Source organism: Mesorhizobium sp., assembly GCF_017306585.1.
Lineage (GTDB): Bacteria > Pseudomonadota > Alphaproteobacteria > Rhizobiales > Rhizobiaceae > Mesorhizobium.
Map to the genome: position 1 here is coordinate 1 of NZ_JAFKIC010000061.1, position 6,918 is coordinate 6,918.

The 6,918-nt window shown below is 64.4% G+C and carries 8 protein-coding genes; 1 reads left to right on the plus strand and 7 read right to left on the minus strand.

Annotated elements, in window-relative coordinates:
• Window positions 1–171: 171 nt before the first annotated feature.
• From J0I79_RS02275 to J0I79_RS02305, 7 genes are all read right to left on the minus strand, one after another.
• Window positions 172–2,226, minus strand: coding sequence for a M3 family metallopeptidase (locus J0I79_RS02275; protein ID WP_292855075.1), 2,055 nt, complete (start codon window positions 2,224–2,226; stop codon window positions 172–174).
• Window positions 2,227–2,311: 85 nt separating this feature from the next.
• A complete protein-coding gene (locus J0I79_RS02280; RefSeq protein ID WP_292855077.1) occupies window positions 2,312–2,746 on the minus strand; it encodes a nuclear transport factor 2 family protein in 435 nt (144 codons plus the stop codon).
• Complete coding sequence (locus tag J0I79_RS02285) at window positions 2,743–3,387, minus strand: carbonic anhydrase (protein WP_292855079.1); 645 nt, start codon at window positions 3,385–3,387, stop codon at window positions 2,743–2,745. The genes J0I79_RS02280 and J0I79_RS02285 overlap by 4 nt, the downstream gene beginning before the upstream one ends.
• A gap of 162 nt (window positions 3,388–3,549) precedes the next feature.
• Window positions 3,550–3,942, minus strand: coding sequence for a DUF5071 domain-containing protein (locus J0I79_RS02290; RefSeq protein WP_292855081.1), 393 nt, complete (start codon window positions 3,940–3,942; stop codon window positions 3,550–3,552).
• 43 nt (window positions 3,943–3,985) lie between these two features.
• Window positions 3,986–4,768 carry a DUF429 domain-containing protein gene (locus J0I79_RS02295; protein WP_292855083.1) on the minus strand — a complete coding sequence of 261 codons (783 nt, stop codon included), beginning with the start codon at window positions 4,766–4,768 and terminating at the stop codon, window positions 3,986–3,988.
• Window positions 4,765–5,649 (minus strand): pyridoxal kinase PdxY, encoded by an 885-nt coding sequence (gene pdxY / locus J0I79_RS02300; RefSeq protein ID WP_292855085.1) that lies wholly within the window; start codon window positions 5,647–5,649, stop codon window positions 4,765–4,767. The genes J0I79_RS02295 and pdxY overlap by 4 nt, the downstream gene beginning before the upstream one ends.
• Window positions 5,650–5,661: 12 nt before the next feature.
• Entirely contained in the window at window positions 5,662–5,913 is a 252-nt protein-coding gene (locus tag J0I79_RS02305) for a hypothetical protein (protein ID WP_292855087.1), read from the minus strand.
• A 163-nt stretch (window positions 5,914–6,076) separates the two neighbouring features.
• Here J0I79_RS02305 and J0I79_RS02310 point away from each other — a divergent pair, with 163 nt between their 5' ends.
• A complete protein-coding gene (locus tag J0I79_RS02310) occupies window positions 6,077–6,724 on the plus strand; it encodes a LemA family protein (RefSeq protein WP_292855089.1) in 648 nt (215 codons plus the stop codon).
• Window positions 6,725–6,918: the final 194 nt, after the last annotated feature.

Below are 6,918 nucleotides of genomic sequence, written 5' to 3' on the forward strand. Positions count from 1 at the left end.
GGCGCCCAAGGTCGCCCTCGTGGCCGTCGCACGAAAGATCCTGACCATCCTCAGCGCAATGATCCGAAACGACAAACCTTGGAATCCAAAACCATCCTGACAAACACAGTTGCTCATCCGTCTCGGCGCTACGCGCCGATCCACCTTCTCCCACAAGGGGCAAGGCTGGCGCTACACCAGCCCGCGCTTCACCATCATCGCTTCGGGCGATGGCATCTTGCCGCGAAATGCCGTGTAAAGTTCTTCCGGGTCCTTCGACCCGCCGGCGGCGTAGATGTTCTTTCTCAGCCGCTCGGCCAGAGCCGGGTTGAAGGGGTCGCCGGTTTCCTCGAAGGCGGCGAAGGCGTCTGCATCGAGCACTTCGGACCACATGTAGGAATAGTAGCCGGCTGAATAGCCTTCACCCGAGAAGACATGGCCGAAATGCGGCGTGCGGTGGCGCATGGCGATGGTGTCGGGCATGTTCAGCTTCTCAAGTGTCTCGGCCTCGAAGCGAAGCGGCGCTTCCGGCGCATCCGGGCGGGCGTGATAGGCCATGTCGATGAGCGCCGAAGCGGTGAATTCGACGGTGGCGAAGCCGGCGCCGAACGTGCGCGTCGCCAGCATCTTGTCGAGCAGCGCCTTGGGCATCGGCTTGCCGGTCTTGACATGCAGTGCGTGCTTTTCCAGCACTGCCGGCACGGTCAGCCAGTGTTCGTAAAGCTGCGAGGGCAGTTCGACGAAATCGCGGCTGACCGAGGTGCCGGAAACCGATGGCCAGGTGACGTCGGTCAGCATTCCGTGCAGCGCATGGCCGAATTCGTGGAACAGGGTCTTTGCTTCATCGACAGACAGAAGCGCCGCTTCGCCGGCTGGCGGCTTGGCGAAGTTCATGATGTTGTAGATCACCGGCCTGGAGCCGTGACCAAGCTTGTAACCGGACTTCAGCGCGCTCATCCAGGCGCCGGAGCGTTTGGAGGGCCGCGCGAAATAGTCGGCCAGGAACAAGCCGCGCTCGCTGCCGTCGGCATTTCGGACCACGAAGACGCGCGCGTCCGGATGCCAGGCGGCGATACCCTTCTTTTCCTCGAAGGTGATGCCGAACAGGCGGGTCGCCACGTCGAAGCAGGCGTCGATGACGCGGTCGAGCTGCAGATAGGGCTTCAGTTCCGCCTCATCGAAGGCGAATTTTTCCGCGCGAAGTTTCTCCTGGTAGAAGCGCCAGTCCCAGGCGGCGAACTTCTCGTTGCTGCCGGCCTCGGCGGCCAACCGTTCCAGCTCCTTCTGGTCGGCGGCGGCTTTCTCCAGCGCCTTTTCCCAGACCGGATCGAGCAGGGCGTGCACCGCCTTCGGCGTCTTGGCCATTGTGTCGTCGAGCTTGAGCGCGGCAAAGGACGCATAACCCAGAAGCTTCGCCTTTTCGGCCCGCAGCCTCAGTGTGTCGCGCACAACGCTCGTATTGTCGGTGGCGCCGCCATTCTGGCCGCGCATGGTGAAGGCCCGGAAGGCGACCTCGCGCAGGTCGCGGCGTTCCGAGAACGTCGTGAACGGCTCATAGATCGAGCGTGACAGGGTGACGGCGTAGCGGCCCTTCTGGCCGCGCATCTCCGCCGCTTCGGCCATCGCGCTCTTCAGGAAGTCCGGCAAGCCGGCAAGATCTGCCTCATCGAGGAACAGCGCCCAGTCGCGTTCGTCTGCCAGCACGTTCTGGCCGAACGTGGTCCCAAGCGAGGAGAGTTCCTCGCTGATGGCGGCCAGCCGCTTCTTGCCGTCGGCATCGAGCCTGGCGCCGGAACGGACGAAGCCTTTCCAGGTCTTTTCCAAAACGCGCAGCGTCTCTGCGTCGAGGTTCAGGCTTTCGCGGCGTTGGTAGAGATCGTCGATGCGGGCAAACAGCCTCTCGTTCATCGAGATCGCCGAGAAGTGCCTCGACATCTTCGGCGCGATGTCGCGTTCGAGCGCCTGGATCGTGTCGTTGGTGTGGGCGCCGGCGCGGCACCAGAAGATCGACGAGACATGATCGAGCGCCTCGCCGCCAAGTTCCAGTGCCGCAAGCGTGTTCTCGATGGTCGGCGCATCCTTGTTGCCGGCGATCGATTCGATCTCGGCTTCGTGCGCCTTCAGCGCGGCGTCGAAGACGGGAGAAAAATCGCTGTCGCCGATGCCGGCGAAATCGGGCAGGCCGAGCGGCCCTTGCCATGCGGTCAACGGATGGGCGGCGAGATCGACGGCTTTCGTGGAGGACATTGAGGGTCTTTCGCTGGCGTCAAGGGAAGGGTGTCACCGATGTAGGGCGCGGCCGGTTTACCCGCAATATGGCAGGTGGTCCGCCTCAGAAATCGTCGCAGTTTTCGGCGATCGCGGCTTGCGAACTGGCGGTGATGTGGTTGTCGGCCACCGCGAAGGTTTCCTGCATCAGTATGTCGTTGCCGGGAAAATCGTAGCAGGCGATGACCGTGGTGACGCCACCTTCGCTTTTGGCGATACGGTGGCGGATCTGCGCGCCGGCGACCGCGCCTTTCCATTCGTCCAGCGAGGCGATGAATTCCTGCTTGCTCTGCATGACCCCGAGGTCGTCGAGCTTGATGCGGACGTCGTCGGCGAGCAGGTCGGCAAGTTCGGTGCGGTCGGCGACCAGCAGCGCCGAATACCAGCGGCTGATAAGGGCGCTGTCATCGGCGCGCGCGACAACGATGGCCGTCAGCAACGCTGCCGTCGCGAAGAAGACCGGCCGGATGTTCGTCGCCTGGCGCAGCGTGGCGTTCATTCCAGCACCGGCCGCTCGAAATCGCCGGTATCCTTGTTCATCACCCAGAGTTCGCCGGTCGAAATGTCGAACCATGCGCCGTGCAGGGACAGCCGTCCCTTGCCTTCCAGGATCGACACGCAGGGAAAGGTCCTGAGATTGGCGAGGGAATAACGGATCGAGATACGCTCCAGGGCGGTCTGCCGCTCCGTCGCCGTCATCATCGTGCTGGCAGCCACGGTCTCGGCGGCCGGCGCGATCAGGCTCATCCACTTGCCGATGAAATCGCCGGGCGACAGCGGCGCGGACGTGGTGTCGAGCGCGGCGCGGATGCCGCCGCAGCGGCCATGGCCCATGACCACGATGTTCTTGACCTTGAGGCTCTGCACGGCGAATTCTAGCGCGGCAGAGGTCGAATGGAACTCGCCGTCCGGTTCGTAGGGCGGCACCAGATTAGCCACATTGCGCACCACGAAGAGTTCGCCTGGGCCGGCGTCGAAGATCGCCTCCGGGGCGGAGCGCGAATCGCAGCAGGCGACGATCATGGTCTCCGGCGACTGGCCCTCGCGCGCCAGGTCGCGGTAGCGTCCGCTCTCGGCGAGATAGCGGCCGTTCATGAAGTTGCGATAGCCGGCAAGGAGGTGTTCGGGAAGGTGTGGCATGGGCGGCTAAGGCCTTTCCGGGGTTGGAGGCGGCAGCTCGTTGCGGTCGAGAAAAGGCTCTAACGGCAAAACCCCGTTACGAGCAATGCAGAATTGCGGGGGCTAGTCATAAATAGCCTTCCAGGGTGCATGGCTCGCTGATGCAGCAGGCTCGATCCAGTATCAGGATCTCAAGCGTAGCAATGCTGCTTCAGCTTCCTCATGCACAGCCTCCGCCTTGTTTTCGGGGCTCGGGTTGACCGTAAGTCTCCTCAGATCGCTCTCCAGAGCCCTCAGCGTTTCGATTGGCAAAGCGCTGACAATCCCCACGAGGCAGGAATATTTGAACGTGGGATCGTCTCCTCGAAGTACGCGGAGAATCGGGTCGACAACTGGCTCTCCAAGCGTCGAGAGAAAACGTGCCAGAGGGCCAGCGACGGGCCAGTTGCCGTCTGCCGTCCATTCCATCAATTCGTCAAGTATTGGCGCGATGGCAGGATAACCGGCCTCTTGAATGGCAATGATAGCGTCCAGGTCATGCTTGTTGCGTGGGATGAGACTCTTTAGGTCGCTCAAGGGAGGATCACCTCGGAGTTCAATTAACCGTCCTCCATCCTCTTTACGCCCAGATGGCGACCGGTATTCCAAAACTGTCAACCGGCGGCGGATCGGGAGACGGCCTCGCCTCGCCACGGGCGATGCGGCCGGCGATCAGCATCATGGCGGCGGCGTCCAGAAAATCGTCGGCGGCGGCGCCGCGCGGCGGCGGCTGGTCGAGGAAGGCGAAGTCATAGCCGTGCCGGCAGAGCAGCGCCTTGCGCTCGGCCATTCCGGCCGGATTGACCGCGCCCTTGATCTTCTTCGGCAATTGCATCGCCTTTTCGCCGTTCAGCCGGCAGAAGGCGACTTCCGGATGCGATTCGAAGATGCGGCCACGCAGGTCGGGCCGTGCGATGAGCAGCGCGTCGATCTCGCGGATCTTGGAAAAGATGCCGAAGGCCTGGATCGACACGCCGCGAGGCGGATCGGATGTGGCCCTGGCCACTTCGCTTGCCCGGCGGTGGGCGTCGTACCACGCCTCGATCGTGGTGAAGTCGCTGGTGTCGGCATAGAGCGCCGCGCGGGACGGGATGGAAAAGACGCTGGACTGACGGGGTCCGAGCAATGGCCGCACCAGCGCCTCCGGCCCGCGCCCGCCCCTGGCCGAAAACTCCGGCAGGCCGATCGGCATGTCGACGGCGATGACCGCGTCCCCTGAAACCGCCGCAAGCAGCGCGGCGAAACTGGCGAAGACCTCGACCGACGGCGACGCTCCCGGATTGCGCCGCACGGCGATCCAGCCGGCCTTGCAGCCATCGGCGCCGACGAGCACTGCCCCGGGCACGATCCCGGCCGGGGTCACGCCCGGCGGTCCCGCCCCGGATGCGTGAGGTGGCGCAGCTGCACCATGGCCATCGGGTGCGACAGGCTCTGCGCGTCGGTTTCCAGCTGCAGTTCGTCGCCGCCGCGTTTGGCGGTGCGTGCCAGGATTTCATAGACGGCAGCCGTGGTCGACTGCAGCGCCTTGATCGCCGGCTGGCCGGACAGGATTCGCGCCAGGTAGACGGCCGCCGTCAGGTCGCCCAGGCCGTTCGGCGGCTTGTCGATCAGGCGGTGCTCGGCGAGAAGCGCGTGAGTGCCGTCGAGCAGAAGGTTGCCGGTGCCGCCCGTCATCATCGACTGCGCCGAGGTGACCAGCATGGTCGACGGTCCGGCATGAAGTGCTGCCGCGATCACCGATTTCAGATCCGGAAGCGGCGCGCCGGCCATCCATTCCAGCTCGTAGCGGTTGGGGGTGGCGATGTCGGCGATCGGCATCAGCCGGTCGCGCATGGCAGCGGCGGTGGGCTCGGGCACGTAGAGGCCGCCGGAATCGCCCATCACCGGATCGCAGATATAAACCGCATCGGGCGTTCTCGCCTTGACCGCGGCGACCAGCGAGGCGACCGCCTCGGCCTGGCCGGCCTCACCGAGATAGCCCGACAGCACGGCGCCGACCTCCCCCAGCCATGGCGCGCGCTCGAGGTCGGCCATCAGCGCCTTGAACTGGTCGAGGGGCGGCACGATGCGCGTTGCCCGTCCGTGGCCGGGATGCCAGGGCAGGATGACGGTCGGCACCGCCCAGACCGGAAAGCCCAGAGTCTCCAGCGCGAAGACGGCGGCACGGTTGCCGACCGAGCCACGGGCGACATGACTGGAAATGACGATGACCGCACGCGGCGCGTCGGGTTTTTCGGCGCTCATTGTTCCTGATTCCTAACTGCCCCGGGTGAGGAAAAGCACGAGCCAGACCATCAGGCCCAGCGCCAGAAGCAGGCCGAGTATCCTGCCAATGCGCGTGCCCCAGACCTCGATCGGATCCGAGCCGTCGGCATCGGTGGCGGCGACATGGTCGCGCATGTCCCTGGTTTTGCGCGCCACGAAGGAAGCGCCGGCCGGATCGGTCTCCTGCGCGACGCGTTCGAGGATACGGCGCGATTCCCGTTCGCTGTCCTGGCGTTGCGCCATGATGATGTCCCGTTTTGGCCGAACCTTATCGCGTTCGCGCGGCCAATCACAGGGTCTTGCGAGGCGCGAGGCGTCCAGGCAGGCCGTTGCCGGCGGGATGCCGTTTTCTTGCGCGCCGATTGTGGTAATGCTTCGCATGCAACTTATGCCGAGGGACCTCATCATGCCTGCCCAGCGCCTTGCTCGACCATCGACATTCCGCACGCTGCCCGCCTTCCTGATGATGGCAATCGTGCTGCCGCTGCTTTCCGCCTGCGGCTACAACACCATTCCGACAGCGGAGGAGAACGCCAAGGCGGCCTGGAGCGAGGTGCTCAACCAGTACCAGCGCCGCGCCGACCTCATCCCCAACCTGGTCGAGACGGTGAAGGGCTATGCCTCGCATGAAAAGGACACGCTCGACGCCGTGGTCGAGGCGCGCGCCAAGGCGACGCAGATCACCGTGACTCCCGAAACGCTGAAGGATCCCGACGCGCTGAAGAAATTCCAGGATGCACAGGCCGGGCTGACCAGCGCGCTGTCGCGGCTGATCGCGGTGTCGGAGGCCTATCCCGACCTCAAGGCCAACCAGAACTTCCTTGCGCTGCAGGCTCAGCTCGAAGGCACCGAGAACCGCATCGCGGTGGCGCGGCGCGACTATATCCAGGCGGTTCGCGACTACAATCTGACGCTGAAGACCTTCCCGTCGGTGCTTTGGGCAACGTTCTGGTTCCGCAGCAACGAGCCTTTCGCCAACTTCACCGTCGACGAAGACAAGATGCAGCCGCCGAAGGTGGATTTCGGTACCGGCACCACCAAGCAGGGCGGCTGAGCGCCTCGACCAAACTTCATCGGGCCCATCAAAGTTGAGTTCCTTCGCCCCCCTCTCTGTCCTGCCGGACATCTCCCCCTCAAGGGGGGAGATTGGACGTCACCTTGGCCTTCGCCAATCTCCATCGCTGCAAGAGGAGCGCCGTGGGCCACGCAGCCAATCTCCCCCCTTGAGGGGGAGATGTCCGGCAGGAC